We start from the raw sequence: 20,811 nt of genomic DNA on the forward strand, positions 1-20,811 counted from the left end.
CCCCCCGTTGATTAGTACACCCCGATGTTAGTAATGTCTTCATAAGCCACATGAGGACATCCCCATGAAGAAGCGTTTTTCCGACGAACAGATCATCAGTATTCTCCGCGAAGCCGAAGCTGGGGTACCCGCCCGTGAACTCTGCCGCAAGCATGCCATTTCCGATGCCACGTTTTACACCTGGCGTAAGAAGTATGGCGGTATGGAGGTGCCTGAAGTTAAGCGCCTGAAGTCGCTTGAGGAAGAGAACGCCAGACTCAAGAAGCTGCTTGCCGAAGCCATGCTGGATAAAGAGGCGCTTCAGGTGGCTCTTGGGCGAAAGTACTGACGACAGACCAGAAGCGGGAAGCCGTGATGTTGATGTGTGATGCGACCGGTCTGTCGCAACGTCGTGCCTGCAGGCTTACAGGTTTATCCCTGTCGACTTGCCGCTATGAGGCTCACCGTCCGGCTGCTGATGCGCATTTATCAGGGCGCATCACTGAGCTGGCACTGGAGCGCAGGCGTTTTGGCTACCGTCGTATTTGGCAGTTGCTGCGCCGTGAAGGGCTTCATGTTAATCATAAGCGCGTGTACCGGCTTTATCACCTCAGTGGCCTGGGCGTAAAACGCAGAAGACGTCGTAAAGGGCTGGCAACAGAACGTCTGCCGCTGCTCCGTCCGGCGGCGCCCAATCTGACCTGGTCGATGGATTTCGTCATGGACGCACTTTCCACCGGTCGCAGGATCAAGTGTCTTACCTGCGTCGATGATTTCACAAAGGAATGCCTGACGGTCACTGTTGCCTTTGGGATTTCAGGCGTTCAGGTCACGCGTATTCTGGACAGCATTGCACTGTTTCGAGGCTATCCGGCGACGATAAGAACTGACCAGGGGCCGGAGTTCACTTGCCGTGCACTGGATCAATGGGCCTTTGAGCATGGTGTTGAGTTGCGCTTAATCCAGCCGGGCAAGCCAACGCAGAACGGATTTATTGAGAGCTTTAACGGACGATTTCGCGATGAATGTTTGAATGAGCACTGGTTCAGCGATATCGTTCATGCCAGGAAAATTATTAATGACTGGCGGCAGGATTATAACGAATGCCGCCCGCACTCCACGCTGAATTATCAGACACCGTCTGAATTTGCAGCGGGCTGGAGAAAGGGTCATTCTGAGAATGAAGATTCCGACGTTACTAACTGAGTGTTGTATCTAATCGTGGGGGCAGGTCATTACGAATGGATGAACGCTCAGTGATTGAAGAGGTACATGAGTATGACGAGGGGTTACTGGTCATTGATGGACGTCTGGAGCTGGGCGTGAAGGGTAAAAAAATCTCTGTAACGGCTGGACAGCTCTATATCGCTAAAGCTGGCACTCCCCATACTGTAGAAACAGGCAGTTTTGGTACACTGGTTATCATTGATTTACCAGAAACGGAAGTGGCCTCGCTTTAAGCGGCTTGCGATAAGGTCACAGATTGTCAGGATTGTTCGATGTGCTAATCCAAACTTTAATCAGACTAAACGTTATCAACCCCATCACAACGGCAACAGTGGTTACTACAATATAAGATGTCATAAAATAATCTTTTCTGGTAAGGGTCTTCATTTGACTCATTTCTTTTGCATTAGTTCCTGCAAAAAGCAAAATTTTAATGAAAAGAAGTGTCGAGTTTTAGTCTGTGTTGTTTAAATAAAGATGAGAGGGTTATATTTGCAGGTTTTATAAAAAAACGCCTGCATTTAGCAGGCTTTAATAGTAAGGCATTTTTATTTTTTTAATTCAATAGATAAAGCCTAAAAACGCTCACTGAAAATACTGGTGATTTTACTGAGGTTTTATCTTTCCTTTTGTGAAGTACAGAGAACTAGCCGGAAATGCTGATTACAAATGGATTTTTGCGGCATCAAGTATCTTCTGAGAGGTGAGTTCTCTATCAGAGGCAACGTAGACAAAGCTGCGATCGCCGGTTAAAGACGGGAAACCGGCAGACATAATCTGAAGGTGTATTTCTTCACCGTCCGGATATTCTTGTCTTACGGACGTAGTTGCTTGTTGCACTGTGACAACTTTACCTGGTTTCCCATTGAAAAAAACGATTACATTCTTCATAAACCACCCTGTGTTTTTGAGATCTTTCCAAAACTAAAGCAAGCATTGCTTAGCTTTAAAGTGTATGGTGGCACTCCGTAAAATCAGGAGATGCCTATGTCTGGACGTAAAAAAACACAATCCCATCGAAATCATTTAGTCAAATGTTCATGCCCAAATTGCTCTAAAGATTCAGAGCATAGTTTTAATCGCGTGCAAAAGGGCGCTCAACTTGTCTGCCCGTACTGCCACGTTTTGTTTAAATCTACCCAACGATTCTAAACCAAAGTTGTTGACAAAATGAGTTAACTTTGAGTTTTAGACCATTCATGCAGCAGTTCTGCACTTCATCACATTGGTTAGCGTACTCGTTAAGAAAATATGCTGACTGTTGCTATCAATAACAGTCTTATAATCCAGGGCCCGTTTACTCAGGAAACCTTGTTGGTAATCACGGGCCATTGATAAACTTATCTATCTAAAAGAATTACATTTGCAGCAGAAGGGCCTTTATCGCCGCTTAGAATCGCAAATTCGACTTTCTGACCTTCAAATAGTGTATTAAACCTTTCTCCCTGCAGGGCAGAGAAACGAACAAGAACATCTTTACTGCCATCAAGGGGGGAGATAAAGCCAAAGCCTTTATCTTCATTAAACCACTTAACCAGACCTTGAATTCGTGAAGGCATAAATACTCCTTTAAAGACACTTTAAATGATAAGAAATGACTAAAACGTATGGACTCAAAAGGAGGGGATATCAGCGATAGCGCCTGGTTATGAGGACTGCGTGGTAAAATATTGTATTCGGTATTACATCGAACCAACTAAATCATTAAGGCACGGACTGAGTTGATAAGCAAATGTTATTTTAGCCATCCGGATGGCTTTCGCGGCGCATTTCCGGTCACGTTGAATCTGCTGTCAATTTTCGATAAAAAGTCGTCGGCTTGATGTTCGCCTCTGCGAGTCCGGGGCAGGAAAAAGGGTTGTGCGCATTGACCTTGTGAATATATTTGGATTAGGCTATGTATGTTCAGCACCAGACTTTGTTGAATAAATCGAACTTTTGCTGAGTTGAAGGATCAGATCACGCATCTTCCCGACAACGCAGACCGTTCCGTGGCAAAGCAAAAGTTCAAAATCACCAACTGGCCCACCTACAATAAAGCCCTCATCAACCGTGGCTCCATAACTTTCTGGCTGGATGAGGAAGCTATTCAGGCCTGGTATGAGTCGGCAACGCCTTCATCACGGGGAAGACCTCAGCGCTATTCTGATCTCGCCATCACCACCGTTCTGGTCATTAAACGCGTGTTCAGGTTGACCCTGCGGGCTGCACAGGGTTTTATTGATTCCATTTTTACACTGATGAATGTTCCGTTGCGCTGCCCGGATTACACCAGTGTCAGCAAGCGCGCAAAGTCGGTTAATGTCAGTTTCAAAACGTTCACCCGGGGTGAAATCGCGCATCTGGTGATTGATTCCACCGGGCTGAAGGTCTTTGGTGAAGGCGAATGGAAAGTCAAAAAACACGGCAAAGAACGCCGTCGTATATGGCGAAAGTTGCATCTGGCAGTTGACAGCAAAACACATGAAATCATCTGTGCAGACCTGTCGCTGAACAATGTGACGGACTCAGAAGCCTTCCCGGGTCTTATCCGGCAGACTCACAGAAAAATCAGGGCAGCATCGGCAGACGGCGCTTACGACACCCGGCTCTGTCACGATGAACTGCGGCGTAAGAAAATCAGCGCCCTTATCCCTCCCCGAAAAGGTGCGGGTTACTGGCCCGGTGAATATGCAGACCGTAACCGTGCAGTGGCTAATCAGCGAATGACCGGGAGTAATGCGCGGTGGAAATGGACAACAGATTACAACCGTCGCTCGATAGCGGAAACGGCGATGTACCGGGTAAAACAGCTGTTCGGGGGTTCACTGACGCTGCGTGACTACGATGGTCAGGTTGCGGAGGCTATGGCCCTGGTACGAGCGCTGAACAAAATGACGAAAGCAGGTATGCCTGAAAGCGTGCGTATTGCCTGAAAACACAACCCGCTACGGGGGAGACTTACCCGAAATCTGATTTATTCAACAAAGCCTCAGCACCACGCTTTTTCTTAAAATTTTATCCCATTGGAAGGGTTTAACGTGTTCAAGCTTAGCTCATCTCTACTGGCTATTTTCCTGCTGTCAGGCTGTAGCTCCGATCTGGTTCTCAGTCCACCTAAACAACCCGAATACAAGTCAATGCCTGAAATAACCCAGTCTGTGACGCCAACGCAACAGCGTGCAATCATGGCCGGCGAAAGACCAGACTGGTCAGAAAGAACCCCGATCAATACAATAAAGCGATATTAATAGACACTTATCCACCAGGGCTGCCGTTCGGCGGCCTTTTGTTTCCCCTCAATCTGGCTGGCAAGAATATTTCTGACGCCTGGCATGGCAATTATTACGTTATCGACCATGCTTAAGACAATGACAATTCAATCACTTCACCATCGTTGAAGCGGCTACTTCACTTAAATCGAGAAGCCTAAATGCGCCATGCATCTATCCCCGTAGCTGCAGCCACAACAATGTTCTTGCTCGGCGTTTTTATCATCAATTTACAGGTCTGGTATTCTGCACGGGCTGATAGCCTGGCAGAGGCGCACTACGTCGTGCGGAACATGAATGTTATTCTTAAAGAAGCTCGTCATGCGACTGAGATGGCAATGCAACTTGCCGAGAATGAGTGTGATGCTGAAGGGCAATATCGGCTGGGCACCGAGGCGGCATTACAGCCTCACCTGAGAACGATCGTTATTCTGAAAAATGATGCGGTCTGGTGCTCCTCGTTACCGGGAAACCGCGTATTGTTGGTCAACAGCTCAATCCTGCCTGAGTCATCATTGCTCCTCGTCCCTTCGGCCAGTACCGTCAACGGTCTTCCGGTTCTCTTATACCAGACAATTCACGCCGGAAGCCGAATCATCGTTAGCATCAGCGATAGCCATATCCGTGATGCGCTGGATATGCCATTAAATGGCGTTGAATATTCCCTGAGAGTAGGCAATAACCTTTTAGGCCTGACAGGCGATGTTACGACGGCAGACCCTACGAAGAAACAGCTATTAACGGTAAAAGCCTCTGGTTATCCATTCTCGGTTCAATTTAACTCTCCACCTCTTTTTAGCCTTAAGAGATTATTCAATCGAGCCGGAGGCGTGGTGCTATTCCTGCTGATAATATCGTCTCTCTCTGCTTATATTCTTCAACGCTATATTTCTAAGGATGTCTCACCCGAAGAGTCACTGCGCATCGCCATTTACAGAAATGAAATTATTCCGTATTACCAACCCGTTGTGAGCGGCAAAGAGGGAACCTTACGGGGTGTGGAAGTGCTGGCCAGATGGAAGCATCCTCAATCAGGGTTTATTTCTCCCGCATCCTTCATTCCTCTTGCTGAGAAATCCGGTTTAATTATTCCTTTGACTCAGAGCTTAATGAGGCAGGTTGCAATACACATGAATGCTATTGCGACATTGCTGCCTGAAGGGTTTCACGTAGGGATTAACTTCAGCGCTTCTCATATCGTTGCGTCCACCTTTGTTGAAGAGTGTCTCCACTACAAGCGCAGCTTTACTCAACAGGATCTTAACCTTGTCGTTGAAGTGACGGAGCGTGAACCACTCGACATTGATGCACATCTCGTTAATACATTGAATGAGTTACATAACAATGGATTTGCCATTGCGCTGGATGACTTTGGTACGGGTTATTCCGGCCTGTCCTATTTGCAGGATCTGCATATTGATTACATTAAAATCGACCAGAGCTTTGTTGCCAGGGTTAACGCGAATGAGGACTCAACGCTAATCCTTGATTCGGTACTGGAGTTGGCCAAAAAACTCTCAATTAGCATCGTGGCGGAAGGCGTTGAAACAGAAGAGCAGCTCGATTACCTCACACGCAATCATATCCGGTTTTTACAGGGGTATTTCTTTTACAAACCTCTTCCTTTCAAGGAACTGGTCAAAGTTCTCTTGTCGAAGCCAAAAGTTAAGATCAGGGTGGAATAATGTTTGTTTAGTTGTTTCTGAGAAAATAAAAAGGGGGGACATCATCCCCCAAAAAATGCAGACCATTATTGCTTTAACCACGACAATATTTTGTTATGCATTGACCGAATGGTCAAATTAATTGTTTTCAACATTGTTTTTGAAAATATGAAGCGGATGGGCGAACTTGAATATTAGCTGCCTAACGTTTAAGTTGATTCTAGTCAATATTGTCGCACCCCTCTTAAGATTAATGGATGCAATACTTGTTGTTTTGTTAAAACAATGCGCTTACGCTGTGTTTTCGACGTAAGATGTTTCAGGTTAATTTTTTAAGAAAAAAATGCTGGCCGCTAAAGCAAAATGAAATAATGCTTACTTATTACCGCAGTTTAAATGTTAACCAGTAAAGGCCCGGGGCGCAGTTTGCTTTTAGAATAGCCGTCTCACTCTGAGATTTTCGTCAGCTAGCGTATAATGCGTCATCCAAAACTGCTAAACACCCCGTGACTGGTGCTATGACCCTTAATCGCTTTTGTTATTTACTTCTGATTTTCGCTGCGATCGGCAGCCTTCTTACCACCCATCCTCTGTTCATGTGGTTTCTGGCGATCAACGTGATGACGTTGGTCATGTATGGCGCCGATAAAATGGCGGCGAGGAAGGGGATGCGCAGGGTTCCGGAAGCGACATTGCTGGTATTTGGCGTGACAGGTGGCTGGCCTGGCGCCATTGTCGGCCAACAGCTCTTTCGCCATAAAACCGAAAAGCAGCCCTTCAAAAGCTACTTTTTCATCAGCGTCGTCGTCAGCATCGCCATGATGGCGGCCGTTTATCATTTTTCTTCTTATTCTCTTTTATGAGCGTTGGCAGGGACCGTTGACGGTAAGGCATATCTTTAATTCATTCCTTCATCACTGCCAATAGTAGTAGGACTATTCTTAAGTGGTTGCTGTTTTTTGCACAATCTGAATAATACGTGCAACAACACGGACGACAACACCCCATGAAAATAGAATCTCTTATCCTGGCAGTGCTGGTGCTCTTTTCTGCGCCTTCCTGGTCTGCTTTTCAGGAGCGGGAATATAATACCTGGTATATAAAAAATGCGGTCCTTTATGATATGACACAGACATCGGAAGGTTTCCCTGTCATGGTGAGCGTCTCCCAGCCTGGGAGAAAATCCGCTAATTTACTGGTATCTTATATTACTGAAGGCAGCTGTGGTGAGAATAATCTGCCGCTTAATGTGAACGGTAAAGTGCTGCCCGCAAAATATAATTGTGTCCAGATAGGGAAAAACAGAATTGAACATTTTTCAGTGGTGGACGCGGAAAGCGTCAATGGCATGGTGATGCACCTGAGATCTGATTTCACTATTCTCCTGCAAAACGATATCAAAATTTGGGCGGCAAATATCAAAACGCCAAAATATGGACTGGCGCCGAGATTCTAACTATGAAATGCCTGTATTACGACAGGCATTTTTTTAGGATGTAACGCAATCATTTTTAAGTTAATAGTTGTAATGCATTACTATTAAATATTAAAGGTAAGTGGCCTTGGTTTTTTACGTATTTAAACGGACTGTATGCTAAACGGTACAAAACCGCATAAATAATCCTTTCTGACGTTATGGATAAAGCTCATTACCAGACTTACGCTTGCTAGCGGCGTTTTAGTTGTTCAACACATCTTTACTGGTAAGGAGCAGAAAATGTCGCAACGTAATAGTCTGGATTTACTAAGCCGTAAAGAAGGAATGTGTCTGTTAGAGCAAAGCATGGGTTTTGTCTGGCAGGCAGCACTTCGAGCCGTCGCGGTATTAGGCGTCGCAGATCGTCTGGTTGAAGGAAAAAAATCCGTCAAGCAACTGGCGAAGGAGTTGAATGTAGACGTTAACTATCTTCATCGAATCATGCGCTTATTGTCCTCTCGTGGAGTTTTCAACGAATTATCTGAGGCTGAATACAGTCTTAGCCATTCAGCGCAATTCCTCTGTTCTGAGCATGAATTTTCCTTGCGTGCGGCGGTGCTCATGCTGACAGACCCAACATTCTGGCAGCCAGCGGCTAAAATGGATGAGATATTGCACGGCAAACCTGTTTTTAATGATTTGTTTGGCAAGCCTTTTTACGAATACTGGCAGCATGACGACACGATGACTGACAGCAACGTTTTTCATGCGGGTATGGCCTCTATGTCATCCGTAGAAAATGAAATCATCGCAGATAGCTATTCGTTCCCGCAAAACGCCGTGGTTGCCGATATCGCCGGCGGGCTGGGTAACTTATTGCTGGCTGTTTTACGTCGAAATCCGACCCTGACGGGGATCCTTTTTGATCAAAAAGATATGCTTGAGCGAAATCGACTGCACCTGTTAAATGATAATCGTCGATGGGAAACCGTTAATGGGAGCTTTTTTGAAGCCTGTCCTGCAGCGGACATTTATCTGCTTAAGTATATCCTCATGGACTGGCCTGATGAGAAGGCGGTACAGATACTTCAGTGCTGCAGAAATGCAATGAAAGATAACTCCCGCTTATTAATTTTTGAACCGCTTATTAAAAAAGAAAATAATGAACAGGGACGATTTGAAATTGACCTTCTTCTGTTAACAAGCTTTGATGGAGGACGAGCACGAACAGAGTCTGAGTATCAGGCCTTGTTTGAACAGAGCAATCTGAAGCTGAACAAAATAATAGACACCCGTTCGTATCTGTCGATTCTGGAAGTCGTACCTCTCTGAACTGTTTAAATAACAATCACAGAGCATCTGTCCGGCATTTCGTTTTACCGTATTCCTGCTACGCTTGTTTGTTGTACCAGGAGCATGAATATGAAAAACAAAGATGAACAAACCGGATTAGTGGGGCTGGCGATTGGGGCCGCCGTTATTGGGCTGGTTTCAGCGCAAAAACCGATCCATCGCAACAGCATTGTCGATGAACTGGTCAGGCTCGGCAGGCAAAAAGGCGATGGCGTAGAAGATGAGGTTTTCGTTAAGGCTGCCGAGCTGGTGAGAAAAGGGGTATAGCCCATGTCTGAAAGACGAAATGCGAAGTGCCATTGCGGCGCGGTGGCGTTCACCGTTGAGCTTACCGATGGGCTGAACACCGCCCGGCGCTGCAGCTGTTCCTTTTGTCGTATGCGGGGCGCGGTCGTCGTTTCTGCGCCGTTGTCAGGCATTAAGGTGACCAAAGGTGAAGATAAGCTCACCGAGTACCGCTTTAACACGGGAACGGCACGGCATTTCTTCTGCTCGGTGTGCGGGATTTACACGTTCCATCAGCGACGTTCTAACCCAAACGAATATGGCGTTAATGTCGCCTGTTTTGAAAACGTTTCACCTTTTGATTTTCCAGAGGTGAAGGTGATGGACGGCGTTAACCATCCCATGGATGGGGAAAGTGGGGTATTTGGATATCTTTCTTTTCGCGAGAAAGGTGAAGAGCAGGCATGATTGCCGCCTGGCCACTCTTTTACTCCTCCGGCTATAGTAGGCAGTGGGTAACTGAAACAGGAGAAACTATGCTCTGTGTTGAAAAAGACGATCCGCGTGAGGCCCCTGAATCAGGTGATAAAAAGCCTCAACCTGTGAAAAAATAACGCGACATACGCGTTTACCCGCCACCGGCACTGCTGGTGGCTTTTTATTTCCCAGGCAACCCTGTTAACTGCCATCCAGATGGTTTAACAGCGCGCCGAGATGCCCGACGATATCACCAAAATCAAAAATTAACGCCATCCACAGCAATGCTAAAAGGGTAAGTACGGCAAGGGATACACGAGCAAACAACGTTGTTATCCTTAGTGATAAAAGGGCTATCACCGCAGTTTAACCAGCTTACTTTCAACTTTCCCTCAACCAACCCCTTTCTTAAGCTGTCTATTGTGACGAACTTCAAAAAAACAAGCGAGCCCGCATGATTATGCGGGCTCTGACCATCAGAACTGGTAAACCAGGCCTAACGCTACAACATCATCGGTGCTGATGCCGTTGTCTTTGTAGAAGCTGTCATCTTCATCCAGCAGGTTGATTTTGTAATCAACGTAGGTGGACATGTTTTTGTTGAAGTAATAGGTGACCCCTACGTCAGCGTATTTAACCAGATCCTGGTCGCCCTGGCCGTTGCCCAGGTCCTTACCTTTCGACTGCAGGTAGGAAAGGGACGGACGCAGGCCGAAGTCGAACTGGTACTGCGCGGTCACTTCGAAGTTCTGGGTTTTGTTCGCCACGGCGTCGGTATTATCACCATACGGTGTCATATTGCGGGTTTCAGAATACATTGCCGCCAGATAGATGTTATTGGCGTCATACTTCAGACCCGCCGTCCATGCATCAGCCTTTTCTCCACCCGCTGTGGTATTCATGACCTGCTCGTTGGTGCGGTCAGAAGAGGTATACGCGGCCCCTGCAGTAATTCCCATGCCGAAGTCATAGGTTGTGGAGATACCAAAGCCATCACCATTCTCGTGACGCGTGTCGCGACCGTTGTTGGTGCCTTCCTGGTTGTTGCTGGCGTCTTCATTTTTGCCCTGGTACTGCAGCGCAAAGTTCAGGCCCTGCACCAGACCATAGAAGTCGGTGTTACGGTAGGTTGCCACACCGTTGGCGCGGCCGGTCATGAAGTTGTCGGCTTTGGTGTAGGAGTCGCCACCGAACTCAGGCAGCATATCGGTCCAGCCTTCCACGTCGTACAGGACACCGTAGTTACGACCGTAATCGAAGGAGCCTTAGTCACCCACTTTTACACCGGCGAAGGCCAGACGGGTCCAGGACTGATTATCAGACCCTTCCGTGTTATTAGCCTGAATGTTGTATTCCCACTGCGCATAGCCGGTCATTGTGTTGTTGATCTGGGTTTCACCTTTGAAACCCAGACGCATATAGGTTTGATCGCCGTCAGCACCTTTGTTATCGGAAAAGTAGTGCAGACCATCTACTTTTCCATACAGATCTAATTTGTTACCGTCTTTATTATAAATTTCTGCTGCATGTGCAGAACCAGCCATTAACAGAGCCGGAATCATCAGAGCCAGTACTTTTCTTTGCATTGTGATATTCCTTTGCAGTTGTTTTTATTTAATTACCTGTTGAACTTTCAAAATGAGAAAGTTGTCTCATGCTAAATCACTCCCGTGTAAGAGTAATAAAATATAATTGTTACGAACTAAGTAAAATCTAAACCGAATAAAACGGCGGAAATGGTCATTGGTTTGATGAATGATTTAAAAGTAACTATATTAAATTTAAATTATAAATCAGGCGTTAATTAAGCTAATCTAGCCGGCGTTATATGCCTGTAAGATGATTCATCCATAATTAACGTGAATGCTATTAAGGAAACTAAATAGATATTCAATGATTATCTGGATTCGCCCGGTGTGAATACGCCGGGCTTTTTTTATGGCAAAAAAATGCCCGGACAAGCCGGGCAGGGTAACTAGTCGCTGGTCGGTTTTTCGGCTTTACCCGCCATCTGCGCCAGGAAGTCATAGCGTTTTTGCAGATCAGCAGCGGCATCTTTCCAGAGCTGTTCAGCCACTTCCGGCTGCTGGGCGTTAAGGCGACGGAATCGCTGTTCCTGCATTAACGTCTCGGCCAGTGCGTCCGAAGGCGGACGCGAATCCAGCGCCAGCGGTAATTTACCCTCGTCAGCACGACGCGGGTCGAACCGGTAAAGCGGCCAGAAGCCGGTCGCTGTCAGCTGACGCATCTGGTCGTGGCTGAGGGCCAGATCGTAGCCATGCTCTTCACAAGGGCTGTAGGCAATGATCAGCGACGGGCCAGGATACGCTTCCGCTTCCTGAATCGCTTTCACCGTCTGGTTAAGCTGGGCACCCAGCGAGATTTGCGCGACGTAAACGTGACCGTACATCATCATGCTCACGCCGAGATCTTTGCGCGCCTTGCGTTTACCGTGTTCGCCGAATTTCGTTACCGCGCCTAACGGCGTGGCTTTCGACGCCTGGCCGCCGGTGTTGGAATAACACTGCGTATCCAGAACCAGGATGTTGACGTTTTCGGTCAGGCTCAACACGTGATCCAGCCCGCCAAAGCCGATATCGTAAGCCCAGCCGTCGCCGCCAATCAGCCAGATTGATTTTTCGACCAGGGCGTCAGCGTCGGTCAGCAGCTGTTCAGCCCCCGTCACCCCCTGCAGCGCGCGGCGCAGCTCAGCAACCTGCTCACGACGTTCTTCTGGCGTCGCGTCCGCGTGAAGCGCGTCATTGAGCTCCGCGGGGATCTGTCCGGCAAACTGCTCCAGCAGGCGCATCACGCGCGCGCGGTGCTGGTCGACTGTCAGGCGGAAGCCCAGGCCGAATTCGGCGTTGTCCTCGAACAGCGAGTTTGCCCACGCCGGACCGCGCCCATTCGCGTCGGTGGTGTACGGCGTAGAAGGCAAATTGCCCCCGTAGATGGACGAACAGCCGGTAGCGTTGGCAATCAGCATCCGATCACCGTACAGCTGGGTAAGCAGCTTGATATACGGCGTTTCACCGCAGCCGGAGCAGGCGCCAGAGTACTCAAACAGCGGCGTAATCAGCTGTGACGTACGAATATCAATACGTTCCAGTTTGCTGCGATCGATTTCCGGCAAATTCAGGAAGAAGTCATAGTTGACCTTCTCCTCTTCAACGTGCTCCAGACGCGACATCATATTGATGGCTTTGATCTCCGGATCCTGCCTGTCTTTCGCCGGACAGACCTCGACGCACAGGTTACAGCCGGTGCAATCTTCCGGCGCGACCTGCAGAACGTATTTCTGTCCGCGCATATCGCGAGATTTCACATCCAGCGAATGCAGGCTGGCCGGCGCGGCTTCCATCTCTTCCGGTGATACCACTTTGGCTCGAATGGCAGAGTGCGGGCAGGCCGCAACGCAGTGGTTGCACTGGGTACACAGCTCTTCTTTCCAGATGGGGATCGCTTCGGCAATGTTGCGTTTTTCCCAGCGCGTGGTGCCCATCGGCCAGGTACCATCCGGCGGTAGCGCAGAGACGGGCAGGGCATCGCCCAGACCGGCCAGCATCGCCGCCGTCACGGTCTTAACGAAATCAGGCGCCGCATCGGACACCACCGGAGGGCGGTTCGGGCTTGTCGCATTCACCGGCTGCAGCGGAACCTCAAACAACGATTCGCGTGCCAGCGCCAGCGCCTGCCAGTTGCGTTCGACCAGCTCCTGGCCCTTGCTGCTGTAGCTTTTGGCAATCGCGCCCTGCAGTTCCGCCAGCGCGCTGTCGCCCGGCAGGATGTTGGTCAGATGGAAGAAGGCCATCTGCATAACGGTATTAATACGCGCAGCCAGGCCACATTCGCGGGCAATTTTTGCGGCGTTGACCACGTAGAAACGGGCTTTTTTCTGGTTCAGCACCGCCTGAACTTCCTGCGGCAGGCGCCCCCAGACTTCGTCTGCGCCGTACGGCGTATTGAGGAGGAAAATACCGCCGGGCTTCAGGCGCTCGGCCATCTGGTATTTATCGATAAACTGCAGCTGGTGGCAGCCAACAAAATCAGCCTGAGAAATAAGATACGCGGAGCGGATGGGCTGTTCGCTCACGCGCAGGTGGGAAACGGTCAGGCCGCCTGCTTTTTTGGAGTCGTAGACGAAGTATCCCTGGGCGTACCACGGCGTTGAGTTGCCGATGATTTTAATGTTGTTTTTGGTCGCGGAGACGCTGCCGTCGCTGCCCAGACCATAGAACAGCGCCTCAAGTTTGGCGGTCGAGGGCAGGGTATTTTCCGGCAGCGACAGGGACAGGTTGGTCACATCATCATAAATGCCGACGGTAAAGCGCGGCCTGGGTTTCGCTTCGCTTAACTCGTTGAATACCGCCAGCACGCAGTCCGGCCCAAACTCCTTGGAGGACAAACCATAGCGCCCCCCGATAACGCGCGGCAGCGTTTCACGTTCGCCCTGATTAAAGGCTTCTGCCAGGGCGGTCATTACGTCCAGATAGAGGGGTTCCGCCTGCGCGCCCGGCTCTTTGGTACGGTCGAGCACCGCCACAGCGCGGGCGCTTTCAGGGAGAGCCGAAAGCAGATGTTTAGCCGAGAACGGACGATAGAGACGCACCTTAAGCACGCCAACTTTTTCGCCGCGCGTCAGCAGCTCGTCAACCACCTCTTCACAGGTACCAATGGCTGACCCCATCAGCACGATCACCCGTTCCGCCTGCGGATGTCCGTAGTACTCAAACGGTTTGTACTCCCGGCCGGTTGCGGCGGCAAAGTCATTCATTGCCTGTTCAACATGGTCGTAAACCGCGTTGTACCAGGAGTTCGTGGCCTCGCGGGACTGGAAATAGGTATCCGGGTTCGCCGATGTCCCGCGAATAACCGGGTGTTCAGGATTAAGAGCCCGGGCGCGATGCGCGTCGATTTCCGCCTGCGGTAGCAGATTCAGGATAGTATCGTCGGCCAGCGGGACGATTTTATTAATTTCGTGAGAGGTGCGGAAACCATCAAAGAAGTGAATAAACGGCACGCGGCTTTTGAGCGTGGCGATATGCGAAATTAAGGCAAAGTCCTGGGCTTCCTGAACGCTGCTGGCGCACAGCATCGCGCAGCCGGTCTGGCGCACGGCCATCACGTCGGAGTGGTCGCCAAAGATAGAGAGCGCGTGGGTGGCAACGGTACGCGCGGCAACGTGCAGAACGAATGGCGTCAGCTGACCGGCGAGTTTGTAAAGCGTAGGGATCATTAACAGCAATCCCTGTGAGGAGGTAAACGACGTGGAAAGCGCGCCGGTCTGAAGGGCGCCGTGTACCGTGGCAATCGCACCGGCTTCGGACTGCATCTCAACCACTCTCGGGACATCGCCCCAGACGTTTTTTAACCCGTTACCCGCCCAGGCATCCGCCTGCTCGGCCATGGTAGAACTTGGCGTAATCGGGTAGATGGCGATAACTTCACTGGTGCGAAACGCGACTGAGGCAACTGCACCATTACCGTCAATAGTTTGCATAGGACAACACCCTTACATTGCGCAAAAAATAGGGGTCTGTATTACGGCAACAAACCCTGAATATTATCTGTGTATTCTAGCAAACGGGGGATTTTACGATTTTCGCTTTTGTGTCCTTGGTATTCTTGCCATCAATGAGTAGATCAAACTTTTAGCGAAAAAATTGCGAGAAATTGTTTCTGAAGCGCATAAATACGCACTTCCGCTCTCGACGACACGGGATGTGATGCCTATTATGCATAGGTTTCGCATTATTCATGGGGGAGAGAGCATGCGTTCAGCATTTTGGGTAGGGTGTGCCGCGTTATTGTTGTCGGCATGTAGCAGTGAGCCAGTCCAGCAGGCAACGGCAGCCCACGTGGCGCCGGGAATGAAAGCGGCAATGTCCAGTTCAGGTCAGGCCAACTGCGCGATGATTGGCGGTTCGCTGTCTGTCGCCCGCCAGCTTGATGGTTCTGCTATTGGGATGTGCGCCTTGCCAAACGGCAAACGCTGTAGCGAACAGTCGCTTGCCGTTGGAAGCTGCGGTAACTACTGATTATTCTACACGCTTAAACATCAGCGTTTTATCGGCTGTCGCCAGCGTTAACTGGTCCTCAGTCAGGTCGACCTGCGCCCCTTTGCGCAGCATGTCGCCGATGGCCTGATCCAGCTCATTCAGCTGCGGCTCGGTACAGAGCTTGCGCGTCATGGCGAGCGTTTTAACCTTAAGCTCGCCTTCGGACAATTTCCCCTGTCCGTTGAAGCGGTTACACATCTGGCCAGAAACGCTGATGTTATTAACCAGGCTGATATCTGGCAGCGCGCTAAAACCGATCTCAGGTTGCGTTGTCGCGGTCTTCACGGCCTTACCGTTTACGTTTTCCAGCACAAAGCGGTGGTTTTTAAGTTGCTCCGGCTGTACGGAGGCTTTACCCGGATTAACGCAGCCGGTAAGGACAAAACTAATAACGCTTAACGCAATGAGCTTTTTCATTTTTCTTCTCAAACTATAAATACCGTGAATCTTTTTCCAGTGTAACGATACTCTGCCGTGCGTTAATGGGGTTTATCTGAAAGTGCGGGGAGAAGTACCGGGCAACGCAGCGGTTGCCCGGAATGACGTTAATGCGATTTAAATCCTGCCGCCGTCATTAGCATGCGGAAGAGCATACTGACAGCAGCCAGCGCCAGTACGCTGCCGCCCCAGATAATGGCCAGCCACAGTAATCTTTTCCATACCGGTTGTTGCATCAGTGATAACCCTCCCCATGCTGAACTTTGCCGCGAAACACGTAGTAGCTCCAGAAGGTGTAGACCAGAATAACGGGAATGATCAACAGCGCGCCCACCAGCATAAAGCCCTGGCTTTGCGTCGGGGCGGCGGCCTGCCACAGGGTGATCGACGGTGGAATAATATGCGGCCAGATGCTGATCCCAAGCCCGCTAAAGCCGAGGAATATCAGCCCCAGCGTCAGGATAAACGGACGGCTATGGCTGGCGGGATTATTCAGGCAGCGCCACTGGTACAGGCTAAAAATCACCACCAGAGCGGGGACCGGCAGCAGGTAAAACAGATTCGGCAGCGTGAACCAGCGCGCGGCGATGGCCGGTTGCGCCAGCGGCGTCCAGAGGCTGATCGCCGCAATAAACGCCAGCAGCACGATTAACAGCGTTTTCGACACCTCACGCATCTGCTCCTGCAGCGCGTTTTCGCTTTTCATCACCAGCCAGGTAGAGCCTAACAGCGCATAAGCCACCACCAGCCCCGCGCCGCAAAACAGGTTAAACGCGGTAAACCAGTCAAAGGGGCCGCCGGTATAGGCCCGGCCGGTGACGGTAAAGCCGTTAATAACGGCGCCTACCGTCACGCCCTGGGTGAACGTTGCCAGAATGGAACCGCCAATAAACGCCTTATCCCAGAAGGGGCGGTGGGCCGGCGTGGCTTTAAAGCGAAACTCAAATGCCACCCCGCGGAAAATAAGTCCGATCAGCATTAATGTTAGCGGAATGGTCAGGGCATCAACGATCACCGCATAGGCCAGCGGGAATGCGCCGAACAGGGCGGCACCGCCAAGCACCAGCCAGGTTTCATTTCCGTCCCAGACCGGCGCGACGCTGTTGACCATCACGTCGCGATCGTCGGCGTTCTGCGTGGCCGGGAACAGAATACCGATCCCCAGATCAAAACCGTCCATCACGATATACATCAGCGTGGCGAAGACGATGATGACAAACCAGATAATGGAAAGATCGATACCCATTATGGCTGCTCCTTATGTTCAGTTGTGACGGCAGAAAGCGGGCGCGCCGGACGTCCGTCGGACTCGGTGGCGAAAGATTCATGCGGCTGCGGGCCTTTTCGGATGAGGCGCACCATATAGCTGTAACCCACGCCGAATACCGAGGTATAGACGACGAAGAAGGCCAGCAGGCTCACGCTCATATGCAGGTCACCGTGGGCAGATACCGCATCCTTCGTTCGCTGGAGTCCGTAGACCACCCACGGCTGGCGGCCCACTTCGGTGGTGATCCACCCGGCCAGGATGGCAATCAGCCCGGTTGGCCCCATCAGCAGCGCAAACCACAGGAAGGGGCGCGACGAATACACGCGTTTTTTGTAGCGCAGCCAGAGTGCCGTTACCCCGAGCAGCAGCATCAGCATGCCCAGGCCCGCCATAATGCGGAATGACCAGAAGACGATGGTGGAATTCGGACGGTCTTCCTTCGGAAACTCTTTGAGGGCCGGAACCTGTTTATCCAGACTGTGCGTCAGGATAAGACTCCCCAGCGCCGGGATCTCCAGCCCAAAGCGGGTGCGCTCCTGTTCCATATCCGGCCAGCCAAACAGCAGTAGCGGGGTAGGCTCACCCGGCGGATTTTCCCAGTGGCCTTCAATGGCGGCAATCTTGGCGGGCTGGTGCTTTAAGGTGTTCAACCCGTGCATATCGCCAACCATGGCCTGGATGGGGGCGACAATCAGCGTCATCCACAGCGCCATCGAAAACATTGCCCGTATGGCAGGGGTATTATTCCCGCGCAGCAGATGCCATGCCGCGGATGCGCCCACAAACAGGGCGCTGCTCAGGAATGCGGCTATCGACATATGCAGCAGGCGGTAAGGGAAGGAGGGGTTAAACACCACGGCGAACCAGTCCACCGGCACGACCTGACCGTTGACGATCTCATAGCCCTGCGGGGTCTGCATCCAGCTGTTCGACGAGAGGATCCAGAAGGTGGAGATAATGGTGCCCAACGCCACCATGCAGGTGGAGAAGAAGTGCAGTCCCGGCCCGACCTTGTTCCAGCCGAACAGCATCACGCCGAGGAACCCGGCTTCGAGGAAGAAGGCGGTCAGCACTTCATACGTCAGCAGCGGGCCGGTAATGCTGCCCGCAAACTGTGAAAATCCGCTCCAGTTGGTGCCGAACTGGTAGGCCATCACCAGCCCGGAGACCACGCCCATGCCAAAGTTGACGGCAAAAATCTTTGACCAGAAATGGTACAGCGAACGCCAGACCGGATTTTTGGTTTTCAGCCACAGCCCTTCGAGTACGGCAAGATAGCTTGCCAGGCCGATGGTGATCGCTGGGAAAATAATGTGAAAGGATACGGTAAAGGCAAACTGTATCCGTGCAAGGTGAAAAGCATCTAAACCAAACATGCACAGCCTCAATGTCAAACGGTGTGCTGTTATGGTATAGGGGCAACGTTCGGACTATCAGACGCAGAAAAGTGATTTTTAACCATAACAGTTGGCTTAAAACTCATGCTTTAACCATCTGATATACCTCGCGTGAGGTATAAAAACCGTCTTTTTATGAATTTTACGCATAAAACTGCTTGCCTTGTCGTCTGCGCCGTGCGTTAATGACCCTCTGGTTTTGAGTCCAAATAAATATCTGACGTAGTTTTATAAAGCAGTTCTCATCACGTTGTGCCTCTCCGCAGCCTCTCTTGGGTCTTTATCTACTTTCCGATTCGTTTTGTTTAAAACCATTATTGCCCAATCGGCCCATTAGTAATTTACGTTTTTACGTTCACAGGAGAATCCTATGACTTCTTATATTCATTTCCGCTGCCCATGCTGTCATGGCTCGCAGTACCGTACCTCAGTCTTTGATATGTCCGAGAAAAACCCACTCGGCGCGAAATGCATCTTTTGCAAATCGTCGATGATTACGCTCGATCACCTGGCCGCCGCGCGCCAGGCGCAAAGCCACATTACCGAGTACCGTAAGTAATTCGTTTCAAGAACCATAACAGTTAGCTAAATCTTCTCTTTTTCTCCTGCTGATATACACTGTCGGTCACAAGGAGAATTTGATGAAAAAATACCAGAGTCTGGCGCAACAAATTATCTCGCAGATTGAGCTTGGCGTATGGCTGCCGGGCGATAAGCTGCCTTCGCTGCGAGAGCAGGTGGCGAGCAGCGGCATGAGTTTTATGACCGTTGGCCACGCGTATCAGATGCTGGAAAGTCAGGGGCGCATTGTCGCCAGACCGCAGTCGGGCTATTACGTTGCCTCGCGCCCGACCGCACATCAGCCTGCTCCACCTGCCCAGGTGATGCGTGACGAAGTGGTGGATATTAATACCTACATCTTCGACGTCTTACAGGCCAGCCGCGACCCGTCCGTTGTTCCTTTTGCCTCCGCGTTTCCCGATCCCCGACTTTTCCCGCTGCAGCAGCTCAACCGCTCGCTGGCGAACGTCAGCAAAACCGCGACGGCGATGAGCGTGATTGAGAACCTGCCCCCGGGTAACGTCGATCTCCGCCACGCCATTGCCCGTCGCTACGCGCAGCAGGGGATGAATATCTCCCCGGAAGAGATCGTGATCACCGCAGGCGCGCTTGAAGCGCTCAATCTCAGCCTGCAGGCGGTAACCGAGCCGGGCGACTGGGTGATAGTCGAAAACCCGTGTTTTTACGGCGCGCTGCAGGCGCTGGAACGCCTGAAGCTCAAAGCGTTGTCGATTGCGACGGATGTCCGCGAGGGGATTGACCTGAATGCCCTTGAACAGGCGCTGAAGGAGTACCCGGTTAAGGCCTGCTGGATCATGACCAACAGTCAAAACCCGCTTGGCTTCACGCTGAGCGCGGAGAAAAAAGCGCAGCTTGTCGCGCTGTTAACGCAACACAACGTCCCCCTGATTGAAGACGATGTCTACAGCGAGCTCTATTTTGGCCGCGAAAAGCCGCTCCCGGCGAAAGCATGGGATCGCCAGGACATGACGCTTCACTGCTCGTCCTTTTCAAAATGTCTGGTAGCCGGTTTTCGCATCGGCTGGGTTGCGGCAGGAAAACACGCGAGACGCATTCAGCAGCTGCAGCTGATGAGCACGCTCTCCACCAGCTCACCCGTGCAGCTGGCGCTGGTGGATTACCTGGCGACGAAACGCTACGACGCCCATCTGCGCCGGCTGCGGCGTACGCTCGCCGAGCGAAAACAGCAGGCCTGGCAGTCCCTTTTGCGCCATATGCCTGCCGGCGTCAAAATCCACCATAACGACAGCGGCTACTTTTTATGGCTGGAGCTTCCGGCGCAGCTGGATGCGGGGCTGCTCAGCGAAAAAGCCTTAACGCACCACATCAGCATTGCGCCCGGAAAGATGTTTTCCACCTCCGACGCGTGGACACCGTTCTTCCGGTTTAATACCTCCTGGGCGTGGGGAGAGCGAGAAGAGCAGGCGGTCATTCAGTTAGGAAAATTAATTAGCACGATGCTGGAATAAACT

At 50.7% G+C, this 20,811-nt stretch carries 22 protein-coding genes and 2 pseudogenes; 14 read left to right on the forward strand and 10 right to left on the reverse strand.

Annotation, left to right across the window (positions count from 1 at the left end; translation table 11 throughout):
* Positions 1-64: 64 nt before the first annotated feature.
* Positions 65-1,185, forward strand: a protein-coding gene (locus AC1VYI_RS11795) for an IS3-like element ISSen4 family transposase (RefSeq protein WP_087451024.1) whose coding sequence is annotated in 2 segments (ribosomal slippage) — positions 65-323 and positions 323-1,185 — 1,122 coding nt in all. Because the reading frame shifts where the segments join, the coding sequence is not laid out codon by codon here.
* Between the two features lie 29 nt (positions 1,186-1,214).
* A pseudogene (locus tag AC1VYI_RS11800) lies at positions 1,215-1,439 on the forward strand (cupin domain-containing protein); the annotation flags it as partial.
* 16 nt (positions 1,440-1,455) lie between these two features.
* Here AC1VYI_RS11800 and AC1VYI_RS11805 read toward each other — a convergent pair.
* Both AC1VYI_RS11805 and AC1VYI_RS11810 read right to left on the reverse strand, forming a co-directional pair.
* Positions 1,456-1,602, reverse strand: coding sequence for a YnaM/YnfT family protein (locus tag AC1VYI_RS11805; RefSeq protein ID WP_409517032.1), 147 nt, complete (start codon positions 1,600-1,602; stop codon positions 1,456-1,458).
* A gap of 267 nt (positions 1,603-1,869) precedes the next feature.
* Positions 1,870-2,097 (reverse strand): hypothetical protein, encoded by a 228-nt coding sequence (locus tag AC1VYI_RS11810; RefSeq protein WP_045355860.1) that lies wholly within the window; start codon positions 2,095-2,097, stop codon positions 1,870-1,872.
* Positions 2,098-2,193: 96 nt separating this feature from the next.
* Between AC1VYI_RS11810 and AC1VYI_RS11815 the strand changes: the two genes are divergently transcribed.
* Positions 2,194-2,358 (forward strand): YnfU family zinc-binding protein, encoded by a 165-nt coding sequence (locus tag AC1VYI_RS11815; protein ID WP_213751263.1) that lies wholly within the window; start codon positions 2,194-2,196, stop codon positions 2,356-2,358.
* Between the two features lie 188 nt (positions 2,359-2,546).
* On the opposite strand, the gene AC1VYI_RS11820 is transcribed toward AC1VYI_RS11815, so the two are convergent.
* Entirely contained in the window at positions 2,547-2,765 is a 219-nt protein-coding gene (locus tag AC1VYI_RS11820; protein ID WP_023312012.1) for a cold shock domain-containing protein, read from the reverse strand.
* Between the two features lie 387 nt (positions 2,766-3,152).
* Between AC1VYI_RS11820 and AC1VYI_RS11825 the strand changes: the two genes are divergently transcribed.
* The 8 genes from AC1VYI_RS11825 (at position 3,153) to AC1VYI_RS11860 (ending at position 9,730) form a co-directional block, all read left to right on the forward strand.
* Positions 3,153-4,121 (forward strand): IS5 family transposase, encoded by a 969-nt coding sequence (locus AC1VYI_RS11825; RefSeq protein WP_165789347.1) that lies wholly within the window; start codon positions 3,153-3,155, stop codon positions 4,119-4,121.
* 497 nt (positions 4,122-4,618) lie between these two features.
* On the forward strand, positions 4,619-6,142 hold the full coding sequence (locus AC1VYI_RS11830; protein ID WP_226483876.1) for an EAL domain-containing protein: 1,524 nt from the start codon (positions 4,619-4,621) through the stop codon (positions 6,140-6,142).
* Positions 6,143-6,639: 497 nt separating this feature from the next.
* A complete protein-coding gene (locus AC1VYI_RS11835; RefSeq protein WP_134866130.1) occupies positions 6,640-6,984 on the forward strand; it encodes a DUF1294 domain-containing protein in 345 nt (114 codons plus the stop codon).
* Positions 6,985-7,127: 143 nt separating this feature from the next.
* Positions 7,128-7,577 (forward strand): hypothetical protein, encoded by a 450-nt coding sequence (locus AC1VYI_RS11840; RefSeq protein ID WP_134866131.1) that lies wholly within the window; start codon positions 7,128-7,130, stop codon positions 7,575-7,577.
* A 261-nt stretch (positions 7,578-7,838) separates the two neighbouring features.
* Positions 7,839-8,870, forward strand: coding sequence for a methyltransferase (locus AC1VYI_RS11845; protein WP_226483864.1), 1,032 nt, complete (start codon positions 7,839-7,841; stop codon positions 8,868-8,870).
* 90 nt (positions 8,871-8,960) lie between these two features.
* The gene (locus tag AC1VYI_RS11850) at positions 8,961-9,158 is read left to right on the forward strand and encodes a hypothetical protein (RefSeq protein ID WP_023312007.1); all 198 of its coding nucleotides are present in this window, start codon (positions 8,961-8,963) and stop codon (positions 9,156-9,158) included.
* Positions 9,159-9,161: 3 nt separating this feature from the next.
* Positions 9,162-9,584 (forward strand): GFA family protein, encoded by a 423-nt coding sequence (locus tag AC1VYI_RS11855; RefSeq protein WP_023312006.1) that lies wholly within the window; start codon positions 9,162-9,164, stop codon positions 9,582-9,584.
* A gap of 68 nt (positions 9,585-9,652) precedes the next feature.
* Positions 9,653-9,730: a hypothetical protein gene (locus AC1VYI_RS11860; protein ID WP_223239581.1), complete on the forward strand. Its 78-nt coding sequence runs from the start codon at positions 9,653-9,655 to the stop codon at positions 9,728-9,730.
* A gap of 64 nt (positions 9,731-9,794) precedes the next feature.
* Here AC1VYI_RS11860 and AC1VYI_RS11865 read toward each other — a convergent pair whose 3' ends face one another.
* The 3 genes and pseudogenes from AC1VYI_RS11865 to nifJ form a co-directional block, all read right to left on the reverse strand.
* Complete coding sequence (locus tag AC1VYI_RS11865; protein WP_258755365.1) at positions 9,795-9,920, reverse strand: hypothetical protein; 126 nt, start codon at positions 9,918-9,920, stop codon at positions 9,795-9,797.
* Between the two features lie 149 nt (positions 9,921-10,069).
* A pseudogene (ompC, locus tag AC1VYI_RS11870) lies at positions 10,070-11,179 on the reverse strand (porin OmpC).
* Positions 11,180-11,568: 389 nt separating this feature from the next.
* Positions 11,569-15,093 carry a pyruvate:ferredoxin (flavodoxin) oxidoreductase gene (gene nifJ, locus AC1VYI_RS11875; RefSeq protein WP_134866132.1) on the reverse strand — a complete coding sequence of 1,175 codons (3,525 nt, stop codon included), beginning with the start codon at positions 15,091-15,093 and terminating at the stop codon, positions 11,569-11,571.
* Positions 15,094-15,364: 271 nt separating this feature from the next.
* Between nifJ and AC1VYI_RS11880 the strand changes: the two genes are divergently transcribed.
* Positions 15,365-15,631: a putative hemolysin gene (locus tag AC1VYI_RS11880; protein ID WP_023312003.1), complete on the forward strand. Its 267-nt coding sequence runs from the start codon at positions 15,365-15,367 to the stop codon at positions 15,629-15,631.
* Here the strand turns inward: AC1VYI_RS11880 and hslJ are convergent, their stop codons facing one another.
* The 4 genes from hslJ to AC1VYI_RS11900 form a co-directional block, all read right to left on the reverse strand.
* Complete coding sequence (hslJ, locus tag AC1VYI_RS11885) at positions 15,632-16,069, reverse strand: heat shock protein HslJ (protein WP_023312002.1); 438 nt, start codon at positions 16,067-16,069, stop codon at positions 15,632-15,634.
* A 128-nt stretch (positions 16,070-16,197) separates the two neighbouring features.
* Positions 16,198-16,326: a DUF2474 domain-containing protein gene (locus AC1VYI_RS11890; RefSeq protein ID WP_008501283.1), complete on the reverse strand. Its 129-nt coding sequence runs from the start codon at positions 16,324-16,326 to the stop codon at positions 16,198-16,200.
* Positions 16,326-17,336, reverse strand: coding sequence for a cytochrome d ubiquinol oxidase subunit II (gene cydB / locus AC1VYI_RS11895; RefSeq protein ID WP_023312000.1), 1,011 nt, complete (start codon positions 17,334-17,336; stop codon positions 16,326-16,328). Before cydB ends, AC1VYI_RS11890 begins: the two co-directional genes overlap by 1 nt.
* Positions 17,336-18,736 (reverse strand): cytochrome ubiquinol oxidase subunit I, encoded by a 1,401-nt coding sequence (locus tag AC1VYI_RS11900; protein WP_045400073.1) that lies wholly within the window; start codon positions 18,734-18,736, stop codon positions 17,336-17,338. The genes cydB and AC1VYI_RS11900 overlap by 1 nt, the downstream gene beginning before the upstream one ends.
* A 391-nt stretch (positions 18,737-19,127) precedes the next feature.
* Here AC1VYI_RS11900 and ymcF point away from each other — a divergent pair, with 391 nt between their 5' ends.
* Together ymcF and AC1VYI_RS11910 are read left to right on the forward strand one after the other, a co-directional pair.
* A complete protein-coding gene (gene ymcF, locus AC1VYI_RS11905) occupies positions 19,128-19,316 on the forward strand; it encodes a cold shock small protein YmcF (protein ID WP_023311998.1) in 189 nt (62 codons plus the stop codon).
* Between the two features lie 82 nt (positions 19,317-19,398).
* On the forward strand, positions 19,399-20,808 hold the full coding sequence (locus tag AC1VYI_RS11910) for an aminotransferase-like domain-containing protein (RefSeq protein ID WP_023311997.1): 1,410 nt from the start codon (positions 19,399-19,401) through the stop codon (positions 20,806-20,808).
* Positions 20,809-20,811 lie beyond the last annotated feature (3 nt).

The sequence above is a fragment of the Enterobacter sp. QK-SA4 genome, assembly GCF_056856775.1.